We start from the raw sequence: 21,089 nt of genomic DNA, 5'->3' as shown, positions 1-21,089 counted from the left end.
CTACACTGAACGAAACAGTGCCGCAGACGTTCGTAATAACAAGAGCGCGACCTTTTGAGTCAGCGCCCAGGGGAGATTCACTGTTATGCCTGACACCTCGACTGCCATCGCCCAGATCCACATGCTCGACAGCGGCTATTCCCGCGAAGCCCGTTCGCTGTTGTACCAGGCCTATCGCCATGAGCCGACGTTCGCCTACATCTTCGAAGCCGAACGTCCCGGCTACGAACAGCGGGTGCGCGCCACGGTGCGTGAACTGGTCAAGCAGCACTTCTTCCAGAAACTCCCGGCGATTGGCCTGTTGGTCAACGACCGGCTGATCGGCATCGCCCTGATCGCGCCACCGACCCGCCGCCTGGGCATCACCGAAAGCTGGGCCTGGCAGTTGCGCATGTGGCTGAGTACCGGTGTGCGCGGTACCCGGCGTTACCTGGAATACCATCAGGCGGTGCTGGCATGCCTGCCCTCGGACTCGGTGCATGTGCTGCCATTGCTGGGGATTCACCCGCAATTCCAGGGCAAGCACTACGGTGAGCAACTGCTGGAAGCGGTGCATAACTGGTGCGCCGAAGACCCGCATTCCTCGGGCGTGGTGCTGGACACGGGGAATTCTCGCTATCTGGAGTTCTATAAGCGCCAGGGGTATGAAGAGATTGGCGAGGTGGCTGTAGGACCTGTTCTGGAGCACGTGTTCTTTCACGCAAATCCGCAGGTGTTACAGGCTGCAACGGTTTAAGACAGAATTATTCAGACAAATCCGGGTTCTAACTCGCTCCCAAGCTCGTGTAGCATCCCGGCCTATGAAGTTTCCAGGAAGATTTACCAGCGGCTTGATTCTGCTGTTCACGAGCTGCGGCGCCTTGGCGCAAAGCGAATTGGATGTGCGCATCAAGCCTTCAAACGACGCGTTGAAAGCCAACATCGAAGGCTATATCGGCGGGGTCGGCGATCGTGACGAAGAAGCCCTGCTGCGGTTCAGCCGTGGCGCCGAGGAGCAGGCCCGCAAGGCCGCCCAGGCGCTGGGCTACTACCAACCGCAGATTGCCAGCGATGTGAAGGGCGGCAAGAACCCGCGCCTGATCCTCACCATCGACCCCGGCGAACCGGTGCATTTGCGCAATGTGACCATTCGGGTCGACGGCCAGGCCGCCGACCTCAAGGCCTTTCGCGTGCCCGCCAGCGACCAACTCAAATCCGGCGCCGTGCTCAACCACGGCAACTACGAAGACGCCAAGCGCGTCATCCAGAACCAGGCGTCACGCTACGGCTTTTTCAGCGGGCGCTTTACCAGTCAGAAACTCTCGGTCGACCCCAAGGCGGGTGTGGCCGATATCCAACTGATTTATGACAGTGGCCCACGCTACACCTTGGGCAAGGTCAGCTTTGCCGGCGATACGCCGTTTGATGAAGACCTGCTGCAACGCATGGTGCCGTTCAAGAGCGGCACGCCTTACGACTCCGAACTGATCGCCGAACTCAACCAGAACCTGCAATCCAGCGGCTTTTTCGAGGGCGTGCGCGTGGACGCCGCCCCGGCGGCCTCGACCAATGACGTGATCCCGGTGGCCGTGCAACTGGAAACCCGCAAGCCGCGCACCATGGGCCTGGGCCTCGGTTACTCGACCGATGTCGGCCCGCGGGGCAAGGCCAACTGGACGCGCCACTGGGTCAACCCCCAGGGCCACAGTTATGGCTGGGAAGCCGAGCTTTCCGCGCCTCGGCAGAACGTCGGGTTGTGGTACGACATTCCCATGGACCCGCCACTGACCGACAAATTGCGCTTTGCCGGCGGCTACCAGAATGAAGAAATCGCCAACACCGACACCCTGAGTAAACTGCTCACCCTCGGCCCCGAGTGGCACAGCAAGTTGCCCAGCGGCTGGACGCGGGTGATTTCGCTCAAATGGCAGCGCGAAGAGTATCGCCTGGGCAACGACTCGGGCCTGAGTACGCTGCTGATGCCCGGCATCAGTTATTCCTACCTGCGCAGCGACAACCGCATCGACCCGCACAATGGCTATCGCCTGCTGTTCGACGCCAAGGTCGCCAAGGAAGGCCTGGGTTCCGACACCAACCTGCTTTACGGCACGGCGACCATCAAGGGCTTGACCACCCTGTGGGACAACCACCGTTTCCTGGCACGGGCGCAGTTTGGCGGCAGTGCCACCAATGGCTACAAATCCGTGCCGCCGTCGTTGCGCTTTTTTGCCGGTGGCGACCAGAGCGTACGGGGTTACGAGTACCAGACCCTGTCCCCGGAAAACGATCGTGGCGACCGCATCGGCGGCCGCTACATGGTGGCCCTGAGCGCCGAGTACCAATATTCCATCGCCGAAAAATGGCGGATCGCGACCTTTATCGACCAAGGCAACTCGTTCAACACCCTGGAAATGCCAAGCCTGAAAACCGGCGTGGGTGTGGGTGTGCGCTGGGTGTCGCCGGTTGGCCCGATCCGCCTCGACCTGGCCCATGCCCTCGAAGATCCGGGCGGCATTCGTTTGCACTTTTCCATGGGGCCTGAGCTGTGATGCGTGGTTTGAAAATAGCGGGGCTGGCCATTCTGGCGGTCCTCGCGGTGATAGTGCTGGCACTGTGGACGGTGCTGGGTACCCAAGCCGGCAGCCGGTGGGTGCTGGGCCAGGTGCCGGGTTTGACCGTGGAGAATTTCCAGGGTCGCCTGGGCGGGCAGTGGAGTGCCGACCATCTGTTATGGCAGCAGGACAGCAGCCGCGTGGAGCTTCAGGCGCCGAAGTTCGACTGGTCGCCCGCGTGTTTGATGCGCATGACCTTGTGTATCAACCAACTGGATGTGGAGCAGGTGAGCCTGCAATTTCCACCCGGCACCGAAGAAAGCAGCGGCCCGATTACCCTGCCGGACCTGAAACTGCCGGTCGCCCTTCAGTTGGGTGACATCCGCGTTGGCAGCCTGCTGTTCAATGGCAGCGAAGAGCTCCAGGGCCTGCAGCTGGCGGCGCACTGGACTGCCGCCGGGATGCAGATCGATTCGGTGCACCTGCAACGGGACGGTTTGGTCCTTGACCTGTCCGGCCTGCTGCAACCCACCGGCAATTGGCCGCTGGCCGCCAGCGGCAACCTGAGCCTGCCTTACGCGCCGGGCGGTGCGCCCTGGACGCTGGCGCTCAAGGTCGATGGCGATTTGCTCAAGACCCTCAAGCTCGACGCCGACAGCAGCGGCTACCTGCCGGCCAAGCTCAGCGGCGAATTGCAACCGCTGGTGGAAAACCTGCCGGCGCAGTTGCACATCACCGCCGACGGCTTCAAACCCAGCGCCGATTTGCCCGATACCCTGCAACTCAATCAGCTGGACCTGACCGCCAAGGGCGACCTGAGCAGCGGTTACCAGTTGCTGGGCAAAGCCGTACTGCCCGCGGAAAAAGGCCCGGTGGACCTGCTGCTGCAAGGCAAGGTCGACGCCAAGGGCGCGCAGATCGCCGGGCTGGATTTGAATGCCGGTGACAAACAAAGCCTCAAGCTCAGTGCCAATCTGGACTGGCAGCAAGGCTTCAGCGCCGACGCGAAAATCGACTGGCTGGATTTCCCGTGGCATCGCCTGTACCCCGTGATCGACGAACCCCAGGTGGCCTTGCGTACCTTCAATGGTGAAGTTTCCTACAAGGACGGCAACTATCTGGGCAACTTCAAGGCCGACCTCGACGGCCCTGCGGGCAAGTTCAGCCTGGCCAGCCCGTTCAGTGGCGACCTCAAGCAAGTGTTCCTCCCCGAGTTGAAACTCGCGGCTGGTCAGGGCAAGGCCGAAGGCCACCTGAACCTGCAATTTGCCGATGGCATCGCCTGGGACACGGCGCTGGACCTGTCGGCGATCAACCCGGCGTATTGGGTCGCGGAGTTGCCCGGCACCCTCGCGGGCCCGTTGCGCAGCAAGGGCGAAATGAAGAACGAGCAACTCAAGCTCAATGCCGACCTCGACCTCAAGGGCCGTCTGCGTGGCCAACCTGCCGTGCTCCAGGCCAAGGCCGAAGGCGCAGGCGAGCAATGGACCCTCGGCACCCTCGACATTCGCCTCGGCGACAACCGCATCTATGGCAGCGGCAGCCTGCAACAGCGCCTTGCCGGGCAGATCGACATCAAGCTGACGCGCCTCGCCCAGCTCTGGCCGCAACTGCGCGGGCAGATGAATGGTCGCCTCGACGTCGCCGGCACCCTGAAAGCGCCGCAAGGCAAGCTCAACCTGGTTGGCCAGCAACTGGCGTTTGAAGATAACCGCCTGCAAAACCTGACCCTGGACGCGAACCTGGATAATGCCCAGCGCGCCAAAGTCGACCTGAAAGGCAGTGGCATCCAGGCCGGTGAAACCCAGCTCGGCACCTTCAGTGCCAGCGCCCAGGGCGATATCAAAAGCCAGAAAGTCCAGCTCGACCTGGCCGGCCCGTTGCTCAAGCTGGCCCTGGCCCTGGACGGCAACCTCGACAAAGGCAACTGGCGCGGGCGCCTGGCCAGCGGCGATGTGCAAGCCGGTGGCCAGGACTGGAAGCTGCAAGCGCCGGCGAAGATCGAGCGCCTGGCCGATGGCAAGCTGACCTTTGCGGCGCACTGCTGGGTCTCCGGCCCGGCGAGCCTGTGCGGCGAAGACCAGCGCCTGATGCCCGAGCCGAAGCTGCGTTATCACCTCAAGCAGTTCCCAATCGACAGCCTGGCGCAGTGGTTGCCCAAGGATTTCGCCTGGCAGGGCAAGCTCAATGCCGACGTGCAGCTCGACCTGCCGGCCAGCGGCCCCAAAGGCGTGGTCTCGGTGGACGCCAGCGGCGGTACCCTGCGGGTCAAGGACAAGGACCAGTGGCTGGATTTCCCCTACGACACGCTGAAGCTGGAAACCACCCTCAACCCCACGCGCATCGACACCCAGCTCAATTTCCGTGGCGGCAAGCTCGGCGAGTTGCTGTTGCAGGCGCAGCTCAATCCGCTGGCAAAGAACAAGCCGATCACCGGCAACTTCACCCTGACCGGCCTCGACCTCGCGGTGGCCCGCCCCTTTGTACCCATGGTCGAGAAGCTCAACGGCAAGCTCAACGGTAACGGGCGAATTGGCGGCAGCCTGCTGGCGCCTCAGGTCAACGGCAGCATCAACCTGGTGGGGGGTGAAATCTCCGGCCCGGAACTGCCCACCAGCATTGAAGGCCTGAATATCCAGGCGTTGATTGCCGGCGAAAGCGTGCAGCTCAATGGCGGCTGGCGCAGCGGCAAGGCCGGGCAGGGCACTATCAAGGGGCAGATCGACTGGGGCCAGGCCCTGGCGGTGGATATCGCGCTGCAAGGCACGCAACTGCCGGTCACCGTGGAACCGTACGCGGCCCTGGAGGTGGCGCCTGACCTGAAGATCAGCATGAAGAACGACAAGCTGGCGATCTCCGGCAAGGTGCAGATTCCCAAGGGCGAGATCACCGTGCGGGAATTGCCCCCATCGACGGTCAAGGTCTCGGATGACACGGTGATCGTCGGCAGCCAGACCGAAGAGGGCAAGCCGCCGATGGCCATGGCGATGGACATCGATGTGGAGGTAGGCAAGGACAAGCTGAGCTTCGCCGGGTTTGGCCTTACCGCCAACCTGCAAGGCCATGTGCACATCGGCGACAACATGGACACCCGTGGTGAACTGTGGCTCAACGACGGCCGCTACCGGGCCTACGGCCAACGCCTGACTGTGCGCCGCGCGCGATTGTTGTTTGCCGGGCCGATTGACCAGCCGTTCCTGGATATCGAAGCGGTGCGGATCACCACCGAGCCGTCCCGGACCGTCACCGCCGGTATTCGTCTGAGCGGCAGTGCCGAGCAGCCGACTACGCAAATTTTCTCGGAGCCGGCCATGGCCCAAGAGGATGCATTGTCGTACCTGGTGTTGGGGCGTTCGCGCACCACCAACGGTGAGGACAACAACATGCTGGCCGAAGCGGCGCTGGGTCTTGGGTTGATGGGCAGTGCCGGGGTCACGTCGGACATCGCCAAGAACCTGGGCATCCAGGACTTTGAACTGGACACCCAGGGCAGTGGCAACAACACCGCCGTGGTGGCCAGCGGCAAGATCTCCGAGAAGCTCAGCCTGCGTTATGGCGTGGGGGTGTTCGAGCCGGCCAACACCATCGCCTTGCGCTATTTGCTGAGCAAGAAGGTGTACCTGGAAGTGGCCAGCGGCGTGGCCAGCTCCCTGGATATTTTCTACAAGCGCGATTTCTGATCCGTCCACGGTAATGGTGGGAGCCTGGCTCCCACCATTTATCCGCTAATTAGCAAGCAACCTAACTATTCGTTTGACATTCGCTGCCTAGGCAGTAACATCGTGTCACACATTCACTGCTTAGGCAGTTAATAGGCTGGTCACGATGAAGCACTTCACCCCCGAAAACTTCCACAACTGCCACCTCGGCCTGCTGCTGGGCCGGGCTGCGCTGCTCAAAGACAAGATCATCGACACCCACATGGAACCCCACGGCATCACGGCCGCGCAGTTCAAGGTGTTGATCATCATGGCCCAGTACGGCGTCGACACCCCGGCCGAGCTGTGCCGCAACCTGTCGTTGGACAGCGGCTCCATGACCCGCATGCTCGACCGCCTGGAACAAAAGGACCTGCTGGCGCGCAAGCGTTCCGAGCAGGACCGGCGCCAGGTGCAGTTGGTGCTGACCGCCGAAGGCCAGCGCGTGGCCGACATGCTGCCGCACATCGGTGCCCAGGCCTTGAACCAGTTGGCGGGCGCGCTGGAGCCGGGTGAATTGCAAACCCTGGAAAAAATCCTGAAGAAAATTCTGATAGCTGCGGGTGACCCCATCACCATCCAGCGGGTAGGTAGTGCATGAACAATCGCTCCTTGCGTGCCGGCCTCAGCCTTGTGCTGGTGGCCATGACTATGGCCGGTTGTGCCAATTTCAGCGGCTTGGACACAGAAGGCAAACGCCTCGAAGCCAATAACCTGCAAACCGGCAAATCCCTCAGCGGCGTGACCCTGTCCGCCGCTGCCTGGCCCACCGCCGACTGGTGGAAAGGCCTTGGCGATCCACAGCTCGACGGCCTGATCCAGGAAGCCCTGCAGAACAGCCCCGACATGCAAGTGGCCAGCGCCCGTGCCCACCAGGCCGAAGCCGCTGCCTATGCCGCCGACGCCGAGCGCATGCCAACCCTGGATGCCAGCGCCGGTGTCAGCCGTTCGCGCCTGGCCAAGGACCAGGACCCGTTGGGCCAGGGCGATGCCTACGCCACCGTGCGTAACATCGGTGCCAGCTTCAATTATAACTTCGACCTGTGGGGTGGCCAGCGCGCCGCCTGGGAAGCCGCGCTGGGCCAGGCCCGCGCTGCCGAAGTCGACCAACAGGCCGCGCGCCTGACCCTCGCGGCCAACGTCGCCAAGGCCTACAGCGACCTGGGCCAGGCCCATATCGTGCGTGACCTGGCCAATGATGACCTCAAGCGCACCCGGCAGATGCTCGACCTGGGCCAGCGTCGCCTGAACTCCGGGATCGACAGCCAGTACCAGTACCAGCAAACCGAAAGCCTGGAAGCCAGCTCCCAGTCGCAACTGATCGATGCGGAAAAGCAACTGCAGAGCGCGAAGATCGCCCTCGCAGTGTTGCTCGGCAAAGGCCCGGACCGTGGCAGCGAACTGGTACGCCCCAACGTGCTCAAGCCGAGCGCGGTTGCGGTGCCTTCGGTGTTGCCTGCCGAGCTGGTGGGCCGTCGCCCGGACCTGATCGCCGCACGCTGGCGGGTGGAGGCGGCGAGCAAGAACATCGCGGCCAGCAAGACCCGTTTCTACCCCAACCTCAACCTGAGCGCGAGCGCCGGGGCCGAGTCGTTGCTGGGGGATGCGATGTTTGGTTCGGCCAGCCGCTTCTTCAGCATTGCGCCGACCGTCTCGCTGCCGATCTTCGACGGCGGCCGCCTGCGCGCCGACCTCGACGCTCGCGACGCCGACTACGACCTGGCCGTGGCCCAGTACAACAAAACCCTGGTGCAAGCCTTGGGCGATATCGGCAACACACTCTCGCAATTGCGCGAGACCGGCCGGCAGATCCAGGCCCAGCAACACGCCGCTGACATTGCCCAGCAGTCCTACGACACCGGCGTCCAGCGTTACAGCTCAGGTATCGGCAATTACCTGGACGTGCTCAGCATCGAACAGCAACTGCTCCAGGCCCAGCGTCAGTTGGCCACCCTGAATGCCGAGCAAATCGATCTTTCGATTCAACTGATGCAGGCCCTGGGCGGCGGTTTCCACGCCGATAACGTGGCCTCGACCACCCCAGCCACGCGCACTGAATAATTCAAGGTACTTGTCATGGCCACTGCCGAAACCAGCAACAACGCTCCTGAAACAAACAAGGCTGAACAACCCAACAACAGCAACCCGCGCAAACGCAAAGTCATGCTGTTTGTGCTGGCGCTGATCGTCATCCTCGGCGCCCTGGGCGTGTGGGGTTGGTACGAATTGTATGGCCGCTTCAGCGAAAGCACCGACGACGCCTACGTCAATGGCAACGTGGTGGAAATCACCCCGCTGGTGACCGGCACCGTGGTGAGCATCGGCGCCGACGACGGCGACCTGGTGCATGAAGGCCAGGTGCTGATCAACTTCGACCCCAACGACGCGGCCGTCGGCCTGCAAAGTGCCCAGGCCAACCTGGCCCGCACCGTGCGCCAGGTGCGTGGTTTGTACAGCAACGTCGATGGCATGAAAGCCCAGGTGCTGGCGCAACAAGCCAACGTGCAAAAGGCCCAGGACAACTACAACCGACGCAAGAACCTCGCTGCCGGCGGGGCGATTTCCCAGGAAGAACTGTCCCACGCCCGTGACGACCTGACCTCGGCGCAAAACGCCCTGGCCAACGTGCAGCAACAGTTCAAGACCAGCAGCGCCCTGGTGGATGACACGGTGATTTCGTCCCACCCGGACGTGCAGGCTGCCGCCGCACAGTTGCGCCAGGCTTACCTGACCAACGCCCGCAGCACCCTGATCGCACCGGTGACCGGCTATGTGGCCAAGCGTACCGTGCAACTGGGCCAGCGGGTCCAGCCGGGTACTGCACTGATGGCGGTGATCCCGCTGGATCAACTGTGGATCGACGCCAACTTCAAGGAAACCCAGCTGCGCAATATGCGTATCGGCCAGCCGGTGGATATCGAATCCGACATCTACGGCAGCGACGTGAAATTCAGTGGCACCGTCGACAGCCTCGGCGCGGGCACGGGCAGCGCGTTTGCCTTGCTGCCGGCGCAGAACGCCACCGGTAACTGGATCAAGATCGTGCAACGGGTGCCGGTGCGTATCCATGTGAACGCCGATGAGTTGGCCAAGCACCCGCTGCGGGTGGGCCTGTCCACCGTGGTCAACGTCGACCTGCACGACCAGAGCGGCCCGGTACTGGCCCAGCAGGCGCCGCAGAAGGCGTCGTTCACCACCAACGTTTACGACCGCCAGTTGGCCGAAGCCGACGCGATGATCACCCAATTGATCCATGACAACAGCGTCGCCGCTCCCAAGGCTGCCCAGCGCTGATTCGCCAATCCATCAGCTGCGGCCCCGGCGGCCGTAGCGCCAATCATGTTGCACAGGATTCGCGATGAGTAACGCTAACGCCTCCTTCACGCCGCCCAGCTTGCTGATGGCCACCATCGGCCTGTCCCTGGCGACCTTCATGCAGGTGCTCGACACCACCATCGCCAACGTGGCGCTGCCGACGATTTCCGGCAACCTCGGCGTGAGTTCGGAGCAGGGCACCTGGGTCATCACCTCGTTTGCCGTGAGCAACGCCATCGCGCTGCCGCTGACCGGCTGGCTGAGCCGTCGCTTCGGCGAGGTGAAGCTGTTTCTGTGGGCCACCATCCTGTTTGTGCTGGCCTCGTTTCTCTGCGGTATTTCCACCTCGATGCCCGAGCTGATCGGCTTTCGGGTATTGCAAGGCCTGGTTGCCGGCCCGTTGTACCCGATGACCCAGACGCTGCTGATCGCGGTCTATCCCCCCGCCAGGCGTGGCATGGCCCTGGCGTTGCTGGCGATGGTCACGGTGGTGGCGCCGATTGCCGGGCCGATCCTCGGCGGCTGGATTACCGACAGCTACAGCTGGCCGTGGATCTTCTTTATCAACGTACCCATCGGCATCTTTGCCGTGATGGTGGTGCGCTCGCAACTGAAGAAACGCCCGGTGGTCACCAGCTACCAACCGATGGACTACGTCGGCTTGCTGAGCCTGATCGTCGGCGTCGGCGCCTTGCAGATCATCCTCGACAAGGGCAACGACCTGGACTGGTTCGAGTCGAACTTCATCATCATCGGCGCGGTGATCTCGGCTGTCGCCCTGGCGGTGTTCGTGATCTGGGAAATGACCGACGAGCACCCGGTGGTCAACCTGCGGCTGTTCGCCTATCGCAACTTTCGCATCGGCACGATTGTGTTGGTACTCGGGTACGCGGGTTTCTTCGGGATCAACCTGATCCTGCCGCAATGGCTGCAAACCCAGATGGGCTACACCGCCACCTGGGCGGGCCTGGCGGTGGCGCCGATCGGGATTCTGCCGGTGTTGATGTCGCCATTTGTGGGCAAGTACGCGCACAAGTTCGACCTGCGCTTGCTGGCTGGCCTGGCGTTCCTGGCGATTGGCTTGAGTTGCTTCATGCGTGCCGGGTTTACCAATGAAGTGGACTTCACACACATCGCCCTGGTGCAGTTGTTCATGGGTATCGGCGTGGCGTTGTTCTTCATGCCGACCTTGAGCATCCTGATGTCCGACCTGCCGCCGGCGCAAATCGCCGACGGCGCTGGCCTGGCGACCTTCCTGCGGACCCTGGGCGGCAGCTTTGCGGCCTCGTTGACCACCTGGATCTGGATTCGCCGGGCGGACCAGCACCATGCCTACATGAGCGAAAACATGACCACCTACGACTCGGCCACCCGGGACGCCTTGCAGGCGCTCGGCGGGGCAGGGCACAAGGCGTATGCGCAGTTGGACCAGATACTGACGAGCCAGGCGTACATGATGTCCACCGTGGATTACTTCACGTTGCTGGGGTGGATGTTCATGGCGTTGATCGTGATTGTATGGCTGGCGAAACCGCCGTTTGCAGCGAAGGCGGGGCCGGAGGCTTCTGGCCACTAAGCCTCAATCCATGATCATTCCCACGCTCCGCGTGGGAATGCCACTTTGATGATCGTTCCCACGCTCTGCGTGGGAACGCCGCTCTGGACGCTCTGCGTCCGCCTTTGATGGTCGTGACGCAGAGCGTCACAGGATGCATTCCCGCGCAGAGCGTGGGAACGATCTGGGTCAAGCGCCGGGCAGTGCCAACTGCGGATTGACGAAGTCAAACGCCGCCAGTTGAAACCCTTGCTCATCCACCTGCAACGCCCACCCTTGCTTGTCCCAATCCCCCAGCACAATGCGCTTGGCCGCTTGCTCGCCAATCTGCAACTTGTGAATCGCCGGGCGGTGGGTGTGGCCATGCACCAACGTACGCACGCCGAACTGCTGCATCACCCTCGGCACTTCCTCAGGCGTTACATCGACAATGTCGTTGGTCTTCATTCGCGTCTGCGCGCGGCTTTCACTGCGCAGCTTGCGCGCCAGCTTGTGCCGCGTGCGCATGGGCAGGTGGCGCAGGATGAGCAGCGTGATGGGGTTACGCAGGATGCGCCGCAGCTTCATATAGCCAAGGTCGCGGGTACACAGGCTGTCGCCGTGCATCAACAGCACGGGCTCGCCTGCGAGTTGCACCACACTCGGGTCCTTGAGCAAGGTTGCGCCTGCGGCTTTGCAGAACGCCTTGCCGATCAGGAAATCCCGGTTGCCATGCATGATGAAAATCTGGGTGCCGCTGTCGCTCAGCTCGCGCAGGGCCAGGCAAATCGAACGCTGGAAGGGCGTCATCCCATCGTCGCCAATCCAGGCTTCAAAGAAGTCCCCCAGAATGTACAACGCCTGGGCAGAACGGGCGCGGCCGTGCAGTAAATCCAGAAACGCCCGGGTTATGTCCGGGCGCTCCTCTTCCAGATGCAAATCTGAAATCAGCAATATCACTCAACGATCTCGGCTTTCTCGACGATAACGTCTTCTACCGGAACGTCCTGATGACCTGCCTTGCCGGTGGTTTGCACACCCTTGATCTTGTCGACAACGTCCTGGCCTTCGGTGACTTTACCGAATACCGCGTAGCCCCAGCCCTGCACGTTCTTGCCGCTGTGGTTCAGGAAGGTGTTGTCGGCGACGTTGATGAAGAACTGCGCGGAGGCCGAATGCGGCTCCATGGTACGGGCCATGGCGACGGTGTACTTGTCGTTGGAAAGGCCGTTGTCCGCTTCGTTCTGGATGCTGGGACGCTTGTCTTTCTTTTCTTTCATGCCCGGCTCGAAACCGCCGCCCTGGACCATGAAGTTGCCGATGACACGGTGGAAAACAGTGTTTTCGTAGTGGCCGGCTTTAACGTACTCGATGAAGTTGGCGACGGTGATCGGCGCTTTCTCGGCGTTCAGCTCGATGACGATGTCACCGTGGTTGGTGGTCAGTTTGACTTGAGTCATGTTCACTACTCTTTCAAGGAATTCGTGGGTTTGGGCGTTTTGCGCCTTACCTGCTTGGCAAAAACGGCAGCCAAGGCGCGCAGTTTAGCGTGACCTGCGGGAATTTCGAGGTGGTTTTTTACCGCCCGTGCAATAAATGCAGCAGTTTTTGGCCACGCTCTGTCAGGGCCTTGACAGCATCGGCTATGATAAGCCCTTTGTTTGTCGGCCTCACCCGGCCAAGTACTTCGTCTGTTCAAGGATCCTATGAGCAAGCCCACTGTCGACCCTACCTCGAATTCCAAGGCCGGACCTGCCGTCCCGGTCAATTTCCTGCGCCCGATCATCCAGGCGGACCTGGATTCGGGCAAGCACACGCAGATCGTCACCCGCTTCCCGCCTGAGCCCAACGGTTACCTGCACATCGGCCACGCCAAGTCGATCTGTGTGAACTTCGGCCTGGCCCAGGAGTTCGGTGGCGTCACGCACCTGCGTTTCGACGACACCAACCCGGCCAAGGAAGACCAGGAATACATCGACGCCATCGAGAGCGACATCAAGTGGCTGGGCTTCGAATGGTCCGGTGAAGTGCGCTATGCCTCCAAGTATTTCGACCAGTTGTTCGACTGGGCCGTCGAGTTGATCAAGGCCGGCAAGGCCTACGTAGACGACCTGACCCCGGAGCAAGCCAAGGAATACCGTGGCACCCTGACCGAGCCGGGCAAGAACAGCCCGTTCCGCGACCGTTCGGTGGAAGAGAACCTGGACTGGTTCAACCGCATGCGCGCCGGCGAGTTCCCGGACGGCGCCCGCGTACTGCGTGCCAAGATCGACATGGCCTCGCCGAACATGAACCTGCGCGACCCGATCATGTACCGCATCCGCCACGCCCATCACCACCAGACCGGTGACAAGTGGTGCATCTACCCGAACTACGACTTCACCCACGGTCAGTCGGACGCCATCGAAGGCATCACCCACTCCATCTGCACCCTGGAGTTCGAAAGCCACCGTCCTCTGTACGAATGGTTCCTCGACAGCCTGCCGGTACCGGCGCACCCGCGTCAGTACGAGTTCAGCCGCCTGAACCTGAACTACACCATCACCAGCAAGCGCAAGCTCAAGCAACTGGTCGATGAAAAGCACGTGTTCGGCTGGGACGACCCGCGCATGTCGACGCTGTCGGGCTTCCGCCGCCGTGGCTACACCCCGGCATCGATCCGCAATTTCTGCGAGATGGTCGGCACCAACCGCTCCGACGGCGTGGTCGATTACGGCATGCTCGAATTCAGCATCCGTCAGGACCTCGACGCGAACGCCCCGCGCGCCATGTGCGTGCTGCGTCCGTTGAAGGTGGTGATCACCAACTACCCGGAAGACCAGGTCGAAAACCTCGAACTGCCGCGTCATCCGCAGAAAGAAGAGCTCGGCGTGCGCAAGCTGCCGTTCGCCCGTGAAATCTACATCGACCGTGATGACTTCATGGAAGAGCCGCCAAAAGGCTACAAGCGCCTGGAGCCGAACGGCGAAGTGCGCCTGCGCGGCAGCTACGTGATCCGTGCCGACGAAGCGATCAAGGACGCCGATGGCAACATCGTCGAACTGCGTTGCTCCTACGACCCGGACACCCTGGGCAAGAACCCGGAAGGCCGCAAGGTCAAGGGTGTGGTGCACTGGGTGCCGGCGGCGGCCAGCGTCGAGTGCGAAGTGCGCCTGTACGATCGCCTGTTCCGCTCGCCGAATCCCGAGAAGGCCGAAGACAGTGCCAGTTTCCTGGACAACATCAACCCTGACTCGCTGCAAGTTCTCACGGGTTGTCGTGCCGAGCCATCGCTTGGCGACGCACAGCCGGAAGACCGTTTCCAGTTCGAGCGCGAAGGTTACTTCTGCGCGGATATCAAGGACTCGAAACCCGGTGCTCCGGTATTCAACCGTACCGTGACCTTGCGTGATTCGTGGGGCCAGTGATTCTGTTTTAAGGAACTGTCGTGCTAACGATCTACAACACACTCAGCAAGACCAAAGAAGTCTTCAAGCCGCTGGATGGCAACAAGGTGCGCATGTACGTGTGCGGCATGACCGTGTATGACTACTGCCACATCGGCCACGGCCGCAGCATGGTTGCCTTCGACCTGGTGACCCGCTGGTTGCGTTTCAGCGGTTATGACCTGACGTATGTGCGCAACATCACCGACATCGACGACAAGATCATCAATCGCGCCAACGAAAACGGCGAGTCGTTCGACGCGCTGACCGAGCGCATGATTGCTGCGATGCACGAGGACGAGGCACGCCTCAACATCCTCAAGCCGGACATGGAACCGCGCGCCACGGACCATATCCCGGGCATGCACGCGATGATCCAGACCCTGATCGACAAGGGTTACGCCTACGCCCCGGGCAATGGCGACGTGTACTACCGCGTCGCCAAGTTCATGGGCTACGGCAAGCTGTCGCGCAAGAAAATCGAAGACCTGCGCATCGGTGCGCGGATCGAAGTCGACGAAGCCAAGCAAGACCCGCTGGACTTCGTGCTGTGGAAAGGCACCAAGCCCGGCGAGCCGAGCTGGGAGTCGCCATGGGGCGCCGGGCGCCCGGGCTGGCACATCGAATGCTCGGTGATGTCCACCTGCTGCCTGGGCGAGACCTTCGACATTCATGGCGGCGGCAGCGACCTTGAGTTCCCGCACCACGAAAACGAAATCGCCCAGAGCGAAGCGGCCACCGGCAAGACCTACGCCAACGCGTGGATGCACTGCGGCATGATTCGCATCAATGGCGAGAAGATGTCCAAGTCCTTGAACAACTTCTTCACCATTCGCGACGTGCTGGAAAAGTACCATCCGGAAGTGGTGCGCTACCTGTTGGTGTCGAGCCATTACCGCAGCGCGATCAACTACTCGGAAGACAACCTCAAGGATGCCAAGGGCGCCCTGGAGCGTTTCTACCACGCGTTGAAAGGCCTGCCCTCCGTGGCGCCTGCGGGCGGCGAAGCGTTTGTTGCGCGGTTCACCGAAGTGATGAACGACGACTTCGGTACGCCTGAGGCCTGCGCGGTGCTGTTTGAAATGGTGCGTGAGATCAACCGCCTGCGCGAGAGCGATCTCGACGCAGCGGCGGGGCTTGCCGCACGTTTGAAAGAGCTGGCGAGCGTGCTGGGCGTATTGCAGATGGAAGCCGATGACTTCCTGCAGGCGGGCGCTGAAGGGCGTGTGGATGCCGCTGAAGTTGATGCGCTGATCCAGGCACGTTTGACTGCCCGGGCCAACAAGGACTGGGCGGAGTCTGACCGTATCCGTGACCAACTGACCGCGATGGGTGTGGTGTTGGAAGACGGGAAGGGCGGGACGACGTGGCGGTTGGCTGATCAGGCTTGATTGGTGATTGCTGAATGAAAAACGCCCCGACTGGTTCGGGGCGTTTTTTTTGGCCTGTCTATCCGTTATTCGGGTATTGGCGGCTATGGCGACCGCGCTTGCAGCGGACCACGGGCCGGACGCCTGTGCGGGGACATAGTTGACACATTCAAGGACAGATCAGGCCGGTTCAGGATCAAGCGCATAGCTGCTTAATGTGGGAGCTGGCTTGCCTGCGATACAGACACCTCGATTTAACCCAATTACTCAATGAGCATCAGCGCTTGCCACCGACCTCATACCGGCTTTGAACAAACCCATTATCCGACGCATACGTGCCGATATGCCGAAGCTCATGCTCGCCACCCAACTGGCTGAACAAGGGGATCCCCTGGCCCAGCACAACCGGAATACGCGTGATGATCATCTCGTCGATCAAACCCGCCTCAAGAAACTGCTGAATCGTCTGGCCTCCGTCGATATACAGGTGTTTCATCCCGCGCTCGGCCAACGCTGCCACGAGGCTGGTGACATCCTGGCTCACCACCTCAACCTTGCCCTTCAAAGCTGCAGGTAGCTCAACCGATTGGTGAGAGAGTGCTATGACCGGCGTGCCCTCATAGGGCCACTCCGGAAAGGACAACACTTTTTCCAGGGTCTTGCGGCCCATCACCAGCGCATCCACGCTGGCGATGAAGTGTTCATAGGTCACGCCGTTCAATTCGGCGCCTTCGTACTCTGGGCGATGAAGCCACTCGATATCACCGTCTGGCCTGGCAATAAAGCCGTCGACGCTGGCTGCGATAAAGACCGAACATTTGCTATCCATGGGGCGTGAAACTCCTTTTCTGTGTGCTTGAAAATATCGACTGTCATGGGTCGGCAACGCTAATGTTAATTTAATCTTCCGATGCAATAAGCGAGCATTGCCAAAAATCACCGTGGGTACCCGGCGTAGGCCGGTGTCCCTTTTCGTATTGCGAGGCTCTATGCGCCGTTGGTTAATCCGCTACCGTTACGCGATCATTTTCTGGCTGTGCTTCGGGGTTTTCCGCACCTCCCTGGCTGACTGGAATCCCATCCCGTCCGGTTCCATGCGCCCGACGTTGCTTGAGGGCGATGTGGTGCTGGTCAATCGCGTCGCGTATGACCTCAAATTGCCCCTTACCGATATTTCCCTGGCGAGACTGGATAACCCCCAGCGCGGCGATGTCGTCACGTTCTCTTCGCCCAAGGACGGTACGCGCTTGATCAAACGCATTGTCGGTATCCCCGGCGATACCCTGGAAATGCGCGACGAGGTGTTGTGGGTCAACGGTACGCCGGCCACCTACAGTAATGGGCAGGACATCAGCGAGCCCATCGCGCCTGGCCAAACAGTTCCGGGGATCAAGGTGACGGAGCGTGCGAACAGCAGCCAGCGCACGGTGCAGTTCATGCCGACAGTACGGGCGCTGCGCGATTTCGGCCCGGTGGTGGTGCCTGCCGACAGTTACTTCATGCTGGGCGACAATCGCGATAACAGCGATGACTCCCGCTATATCGGGTTTGTGCCGCGTCGGCTGTTGATCGGGCATGCCCACCATATCCTGGCGTCAGCGCAGATCCTGGATCACTGGATGCCACGATTGGGTCGATTTGGCGCGCCGATCCTGTAGTGGGCTGATCACGCGTTTGCGCTCAGCGCCCGCAGTGCAAAACCCGCAATGCGCTCCAGCTGCTCAGTGGTGGCGCCGCCCTTGCTGGCGACTTTCATGCCGCTGAGGGTGGCCATCAGAAAATCACACGCGCCCGAGCGATCGGTGCCGACGGTCAATTCGCCTTGTTCCTGCGCACGCTCTAGCGTCTGTTCGAATGCATTGCGCAAGCGTTCGGCGCTGTGGGCGGTGAGTTGATTGATCTCATCATCTTCCAGGCCGAACTCGCAGATGGCATTGACGCCCATGCAACCCGCCGTCCCTTCCCGCAGGGCGCGGGTGGCGAAGGATTGCAGGGTGTCGTGCAGTGCCTGCAGTGGGGTCGGGCCCTGGTTCAGGCGCTCGATCAAGTCGTCGACGCCGGTGCGCTGATACTCGGCCATCGCCAGCAGATACAACTGACGTTTGTCGCCAAAGGTGTTGTACATGCTCTGGCGGCTCAGTCCCATGGCCTGCATCAGTTCTTCAGTCGAGGCCGCGGCAAAACCCTTGTCGCAGAAAACCCGGATGGCCTCGCGCAGCACCTGGTCGCGGTCGAATGCTCTGGGTCTTGCCATGGTTACCTCGGGGGAAATTGCAGGTGAAGGCTCAGGCCAGGTAGCCGCCATCGATGGTCATGCTTGTGCCGGTGACAAATGCCGCTTCTTCGGACGCGAGATAAGCAACCATGCCGGCAACATCGTCGGCGGTGCCCACGCGGCCCAAGGGGATCAGGCTTTTGATCATGTCCGCATGGGGCCCGTCTGCCGGGTTCATGTCGGTGCTGGTCGGGCCCGGCTGCACGTTGTTGACGGTGATGCCGCGCGGCGCGAAATCAATCGCCAGGCCGCGGATCATACCGGCGATCGCCGACTTCGTCATGCTATAGACGCTGGAGCCCGGGAAGCCCGAACGTTGGGCGACCACGCTGCCGACGGTGATTATTCGGTCACCTGTGTGCATTACCGCCGAGCTGGCCTTGGCCGCCGCAAACGTGGCCCGCACATTGACCGCAAACATTCGGTCGAAGTCTTCCAGGCTGAAGGTGTCGACGGTGCCCATCAGCAGGATCCCGGCGTTGTTGACCAGGATATTCAAGGCGCCGAAATGCTCGACAGTGGCCGCGACCGCCCGTTCTATTGCCGCCACATCGGCGCTGTCGGCCTGAATCGCCAAGGCTTTTCCGCCCTTGCTTTCGATCAGGCCAACCAGCGCTTGCGCCTTGTCGGCAGAGGAGGAATAGGTAAACGCGACCGCTGCACCTTCAGCTGCAAGCCGGCGGACAATCGCTTCGCCGATACCGCGGGAACCGCCGGTGACCAGGGCGACTTTGTGGTTGAAGCGAGGGGTGTGAGCTGTCATGGGGGAGGCCTGAGGTTTAGTGGATTAAATAATCCACTAAACCGTACCAGCCTGGAAATACTTAGCCAAGCTGTTTTTGGATTAATTAATCTTTAACTTCCGGATGTGCTCTCGAATCCGTCATCAGACGCCGGTCATTTCAGGTCGCTGTAGGTCAACCTGAACTCCGACAGCGCCGGGTGCTCGGTTTTCCACTGGCGGCCATACGCCTTGGCTGTTTCCATTTCTTCGGCAGTCAGCGCGCTGGCCAGTTGTTGCAGGTAGCCTGCGGCATCGGCGTGCCGTGGGTTTTGCCGGGTACTGTCCATGACCAGCCAGTAGAGCCCATAGGCGTGGATTTTGTTCTCGGGGTAGTGATAGCGGTTGGTGCCACTTTCATCGATATCGAACCCGCCGAGCGCACCGGCATAGGTCATGACGCCATCAAGGTCATTCAGCGCCAGCCGTTTTTCCAGGTGTATGCGCTGGTAGGAGAGGTTGCGGTAGTAGGTCTGCATGTTGGCCAGCCACTTCATCGCTGGCGGGAAGCCCTTGAAGGCCGCATACCTGAGCATGGAGTCGCGGTTGTCACTGGCCTCCGGGTTTTTGTCGTACAACAGCGCCGCAATGTAATAGGCCTCGGCGCAGCCGGCATCACCTGCCTTTCTCAGCCACGAGCGATCTTTGGTCAGTTCATACAGCTGCAGCATCGCTGCGCCGTCGCCAGCATCGGCACCTGCCTGGGCGAGGGTCTTCGCCTTGGCCAGGTTGGTTTCGCCACCCAGGCGCATCAGGGCGTACACATGATCCTGGGCAGCGGCCAGGCGGTACCACGCCTGGGCCTCGGGGTCGACACTGCCGACCCGGCGCCGGATGGCTTCGCCCAGGGCGTATTGGGACGGCGCATCGCCGGCCGAGGCGGAGATGGTCAGGTGGATTTCGCACTCTTCGAATTCACCGAGTTGATACAACTCGAGACCCCGCTGCTTGGCTGCCTGTTGCTGGCTCGTCAAATGTGAAATCAGCGCATTCAGCGAGTTGAGCAAATCAAACAGCGTGGTCAGTGCATCGGAATGGGTATACATGATCATTACCTGTATCGGGATACGTTGTCCGATAAAGGTAGGTGGGGCGGTGGGGCCCCAGGTGACAGATAGTTATCGGCAGGAGCGCTGCCTTTCCCGCGCTCTGGGCAACCCCTCAAGCGCTACGGCTGCCACGTATTGCCTGGTCCAGAAACAACGCCGCATTCGCCACGGCCTGCATGCCTTCGGGCAAGATTGCCGCAAACAAATGCCAGACATGAAACATCCCGGGCCAAACCTCCAGCGACACGCGTACCCGGTTTTCCCCCAGGTGGGTGGCCAGGCGCATGGCGTCGCTGAGCATGACTTCGTTTTCGCCGATCTGCACCAGAATGGGCGGCAATCCCCGGACGTCCGCGAACACCGGCGACGCATCGGGATCATTCGGCAGCGCGCCATTGAGAAACGCTTTTGCAAGCAGCGTCAGCCCCAGTCGTGAGGCTTGCGGGTCGAGGCCGTCACGGTTGTCGATGGAGGCGCCGGTGTGTTCCAGGTTGGCCCACGGCGACAAGGCGGCGCCCCCGGCGGGCAGTGGCAGGCCTGCGTTGCGGGCCTTGACCATCACCGACACCACCATTGCGCCGCCGGCCGAATCGCCCGAGAACACGATGGACCTGGGGTCATTGCCCTGGTCGAGCAGCCAGCGATAAGCCTGCAACGTGTCATCAATAGGTACGGGGAACGGATGCTCGGGCGCCAGGCGGTAGTCGGGCAGGTAGACTTTTGCACCCAGCAGTTTTGCGAAGTGGCCGGCAAGGCCCAGGTAGCCCCGCGGGCTGCCGCCGACATAACCACCGCCATGGATGTAAAGCAGCACCCGGTCACCCTCAAACCCATCCGGCACGACCATCATGCCCGGTACGCCACCCATATCGACGTCACAAAAGCTGACACCGGCGGGAATCGGATGGGAACAAAGCACCTGCTCATAAGCCTTGCGCTGCTCATTGAGGGTGAGGGTGGTTTCCTGGCCCGTGAGAAATGGGCCGAAGTCAGCGGCGCAGGCAACCCACGCGTCGAGATGGGCCTGGACAAGGGGAGTGAATGCCATGGGGGAGAACCTCATAAAGTGATCCCGATACCGGGATTAGCGATTGAGGTTCTATTTTATGGA

The 21,089-nt window shown here is 61.4% G+C and carries 17 protein-coding genes; 10 read left to right on the top strand and 7 right to left on the bottom strand.

Annotated elements, in window-relative coordinates; translation table 11 throughout:
- The first annotated feature begins 85 nt into the window (after positions 1 to 85).
- The 7 genes from HX839_RS28055 to HX839_RS28025 all read left to right on the top strand — a co-directional run bounded on the left by HX839_RS28055 (position 86) and on the right by HX839_RS28025 (position 11,120).
- Positions 86 to 736, top strand: a complete 651-nt coding sequence (locus HX839_RS28055; RefSeq protein WP_003211798.1) for an N-acetyltransferase — start codon at positions 86 to 88, stop codon at positions 734 to 736.
- 64 nt (positions 737 to 800) lie between these two features.
- On the top strand, positions 801 to 2,528 hold the full coding sequence (locus HX839_RS28050) for an autotransporter assembly complex family protein (protein WP_177068032.1): 1,728 nt from the start codon (positions 801 to 803) through the stop codon (positions 2,526 to 2,528).
- Positions 2,528 to 6,211: a translocation/assembly module TamB domain-containing protein gene (locus HX839_RS28045; protein WP_177068031.1), complete on the top strand. Its 3,684-nt coding sequence runs from the start codon at positions 2,528 to 2,530 to the stop codon at positions 6,209 to 6,211. The genes HX839_RS28050 and HX839_RS28045 overlap by 1 nt, the downstream gene beginning before the upstream one ends.
- Positions 6,212 to 6,356: 145 nt before the next feature.
- Positions 6,357 to 6,830 (top strand): MarR family winged helix-turn-helix transcriptional regulator, encoded by a 474-nt coding sequence (locus tag HX839_RS28040; protein ID WP_003211792.1) that lies wholly within the window; start codon positions 6,357 to 6,359, stop codon positions 6,828 to 6,830.
- A complete protein-coding gene (locus tag HX839_RS28035) occupies positions 6,827 to 8,290 on the top strand; it encodes an efflux transporter outer membrane subunit (RefSeq protein WP_087694798.1) in 1,464 nt (487 codons plus the stop codon). The genes HX839_RS28040 and HX839_RS28035 overlap by 4 nt, the downstream gene beginning before the upstream one ends.
- Before the next feature lie 15 nt (positions 8,291 to 8,305).
- Positions 8,306 to 9,523, top strand: a complete 1,218-nt coding sequence (locus HX839_RS28030) for an efflux RND transporter periplasmic adaptor subunit (RefSeq protein ID WP_087694799.1) — start codon at positions 8,306 to 8,308, stop codon at positions 9,521 to 9,523.
- A gap of 64 nt (positions 9,524 to 9,587) precedes the next feature.
- Complete coding sequence (locus HX839_RS28025; protein WP_003211786.1) at positions 9,588 to 11,120, top strand: DHA2 family efflux MFS transporter permease subunit; 1,533 nt, start codon at positions 9,588 to 9,590, stop codon at positions 11,118 to 11,120.
- Positions 11,121 to 11,288: 168 nt separating this feature from the next.
- Here the strand turns inward: HX839_RS28025 and lpxH are convergent, their stop codons facing one another.
- A complete protein-coding gene (gene lpxH / locus HX839_RS28020) occupies positions 11,289 to 12,038 on the bottom strand; it encodes a UDP-2,3-diacylglucosamine diphosphatase (protein WP_177068030.1) in 750 nt (249 codons plus the stop codon).
- Complete coding sequence (locus HX839_RS28015) at positions 12,035 to 12,538, bottom strand: peptidylprolyl isomerase (RefSeq protein WP_003211783.1); 504 nt, start codon at positions 12,536 to 12,538, stop codon at positions 12,035 to 12,037. The genes lpxH and HX839_RS28015 overlap by 4 nt, the downstream gene beginning before the upstream one ends.
- Before the next feature lie 246 nt (positions 12,539 to 12,784).
- Here HX839_RS28015 and HX839_RS28010 point away from each other — a divergent pair, with 246 nt between their 5' ends.
- The gene (locus HX839_RS28010; protein WP_177054858.1) at positions 12,785 to 14,485 is read left to right on the top strand and encodes a glutamine--tRNA ligase/YqeY domain fusion protein; all 1,701 of its coding nucleotides are present in this window, start codon (positions 12,785 to 12,787) and stop codon (positions 14,483 to 14,485) included.
- A 20-nt stretch (positions 14,486 to 14,505) separates the two neighbouring features.
- Complete coding sequence (cysS, locus tag HX839_RS28005) at positions 14,506 to 15,894, top strand: cysteine--tRNA ligase (protein WP_008432427.1); 1,389 nt, start codon at positions 14,506 to 14,508, stop codon at positions 15,892 to 15,894.
- A gap of 256 nt (positions 15,895 to 16,150) precedes the next feature.
- Here cysS and HX839_RS28000 read toward each other — a convergent pair whose 3' ends face one another.
- Positions 16,151 to 16,702, bottom strand: coding sequence for a dihydrofolate reductase family protein (locus HX839_RS28000; RefSeq protein ID WP_102369510.1), 552 nt, complete (start codon positions 16,700 to 16,702; stop codon positions 16,151 to 16,153).
- Between the two features lie 160 nt (positions 16,703 to 16,862).
- Here HX839_RS28000 and lepB point away from each other — a divergent pair, with 160 nt between their 5' ends.
- On the top strand, positions 16,863 to 17,531 hold the full coding sequence (gene lepB, locus HX839_RS27995; protein WP_008432435.1) for a signal peptidase I: 669 nt from the start codon (positions 16,863 to 16,865) through the stop codon (positions 17,529 to 17,531).
- A gap of 8 nt (positions 17,532 to 17,539) precedes the next feature.
- Here the strand turns inward: lepB and HX839_RS27990 are convergent, their stop codons facing one another.
- The 4 genes from HX839_RS27990 to HX839_RS27975 all read right to left on the bottom strand — a co-directional run bounded on the left by HX839_RS27990 (position 17,540) and on the right by HX839_RS27975 (position 21,026).
- Entirely contained in the window at positions 17,540 to 18,127 is a 588-nt protein-coding gene (locus tag HX839_RS27990; protein WP_023658972.1) for a TetR/AcrR family transcriptional regulator, read from the bottom strand.
- A gap of 31 nt (positions 18,128 to 18,158) precedes the next feature.
- The gene (locus HX839_RS27985) at positions 18,159 to 18,911 is read right to left on the bottom strand and encodes a 3-oxoacyl-ACP reductase family protein (protein WP_008432437.1); all 753 of its coding nucleotides are present in this window, start codon (positions 18,909 to 18,911) and stop codon (positions 18,159 to 18,161) included.
- A gap of 134 nt (positions 18,912 to 19,045) precedes the next feature.
- Entirely contained in the window at positions 19,046 to 19,975 is a 930-nt protein-coding gene (locus HX839_RS27980) for a sel1 repeat family protein (protein ID WP_177020710.1), read from the bottom strand.
- Positions 19,976 to 20,090: 115 nt separating this feature from the next.
- Entirely contained in the window at positions 20,091 to 21,026 is a 936-nt protein-coding gene (locus HX839_RS27975; protein WP_003211755.1) for an alpha/beta hydrolase, read from the bottom strand.
- Between the last annotated feature and the right edge of the window lie 63 nt (positions 21,027 to 21,089).

The organism is Pseudomonas sp. I8001 (genome assembly GCF_013385345.1).
GTDB lineage: Bacteria > Pseudomonadota > Gammaproteobacteria > Pseudomonadales > Pseudomonadaceae > Aquipseudomonas.
This window is presented reverse-complemented; position numbering and strand designations above follow the sequence as displayed.

Bases quoted from the DNA above. Each gene is read 5' to 3' on its own strand.
- HX839_RS28055 (WP_003211798.1), top strand. From the start codon at position 86: ATGCCTGACACCTCGACTGCCATCGCCCAGATCCACATGCTCGACAGC.
- lepB (WP_008432435.1), top strand. From the start codon at position 16,863: ATGCGCCGTTGGTTAATCCGCTACCGTTACGCGATCATTTTCTGGCTG.
- HX839_RS28010 (WP_177054858.1), top strand. From the start codon at position 12,785: ATGAGCAAGCCCACTGTCGACCCTACCTCGAATTCCAAGGCCGGACCT.
- HX839_RS27985 (WP_008432437.1), bottom strand. From the start codon at position 18,911: ATGACAGCTCACACCCCTCGCTTCAACCACAAAGTCGCCCTGGTCACC.
- HX839_RS28000 (WP_102369510.1), bottom strand. From the start codon at position 16,702: ATGGATAGCAAATGTTCGGTCTTTATCGCAGCCAGCGTCGACGGCTTT.
- HX839_RS28035 (WP_087694798.1), top strand. From the start codon at position 6,827: ATGAACAATCGCTCCTTGCGTGCCGGCCTCAGCCTTGTGCTGGTGGCC.
- HX839_RS28040 (WP_003211792.1), top strand. From the start codon at position 6,357: ATGAAGCACTTCACCCCCGAAAACTTCCACAACTGCCACCTCGGCCTG.
- HX839_RS28050 (WP_177068032.1), top strand. From the start codon at position 801: ATGAAGTTTCCAGGAAGATTTACCAGCGGCTTGATTCTGCTGTTCACG.
- HX839_RS27975 (WP_003211755.1), bottom strand. From the start codon at position 21,026: ATGGCATTCACTCCCCTTGTCCAGGCCCATCTCGACGCGTGGGTTGCC.
- HX839_RS27980 (WP_177020710.1), bottom strand. From the start codon at position 19,975: ATGTATACCCATTCCGATGCACTGACCACGCTGTTTGATTTGCTCAAC.
- HX839_RS28045 (WP_177068031.1), top strand. From the start codon at position 2,528: ATGCGTGGTTTGAAAATAGCGGGGCTGGCCATTCTGGCGGTCCTCGCG.
- HX839_RS27990 (WP_023658972.1), bottom strand. From the start codon at position 18,127: ATGGCAAGACCCAGAGCATTCGACCGCGACCAGGTGCTGCGCGAGGCC.
- HX839_RS28030 (WP_087694799.1), top strand. From the start codon at position 8,306: ATGGCCACTGCCGAAACCAGCAACAACGCTCCTGAAACAAACAAGGCT.
- HX839_RS28015 (WP_003211783.1), bottom strand. From the start codon at position 12,538: ATGACTCAAGTCAAACTGACCACCAACCACGGTGACATCGTCATCGAG.
- HX839_RS28025 (WP_003211786.1), top strand. From the start codon at position 9,588: ATGAGTAACGCTAACGCCTCCTTCACGCCGCCCAGCTTGCTGATGGCC.